Genomic DNA, 706 nt, shown 5'->3' on the forward strand with positions numbered 1-706 from the left:
CGCATTTCAGCCTGAACCTGCAAGACGTCAAACACGACTTCAAGGTACTGGCCTTTACCGGCACAGAGGCCATCAGCCAGCCTTTTGCCTTTGAACTGGAACTGGTCAGCGAAGATCCCGCGCTGGACCTGGACAACCTCCTGCACCGTCCGGCCTTTCTGCAGTTCGGCCCCGACGACATTGGCGTGCATGGCCTGATCGACCGCATCGCCCAGGGCGATTCCCGCAAGCGTCTGACCCACTACGCCATGACCCTGCGACCGCAACTGTCGTACCTGGGCCATCGCATCAATCACCGCATCTTTCAGCAGCAATCCGTGCCCGACATCATTACCCGGATTCTGCAGGACCACGGCATCCTTGCCGACCGCTATCACTTTCAACTCGGCCTCCCGTACCCGAAACGCGAATACTGCGTGCAGTACGACGAATCGGACCTGCATTTCATCCAGCGCCTCTGTGAAGAAGAAGGCCTGCACTATCACTTCCAGCACAGCCCAGGCATGCACCGGCTGGTGTTTGGCGATGACCAGACGGTCTTTCCCAGACTCACCCCACTGAGCTATCGACAGGACAGCGGAATGCCGCCCGACGGGCCGGTGGTCAAGCGCTTCAATGTCCGCCTGGAAACCCGCAGCACTCGCACCACCCAGCGAAACTATGACTTTCAGAAACCACGAGCGCCTCTTGAAAGCGCAGTCGATCA

1 protein-coding gene is annotated in these 706 nt (G+C 59.1%); it reads left to right on the top strand.

The features are described from left to right. On the top strand, positions 1-706 hold a 706-nt coding region (gene tssI, locus K5D32_RS25790), incomplete at both ends, for a type VI secretion system tip protein TssI/VgrG (RefSeq protein WP_221602329.1).

The organism is Pseudomonas cichorii (assembly GCF_019719005.1).
Classification (GTDB): Bacteria; Pseudomonadota; Gammaproteobacteria; order Pseudomonadales; family Pseudomonadaceae; genus Aquipseudomonas; species Aquipseudomonas cichorii_E.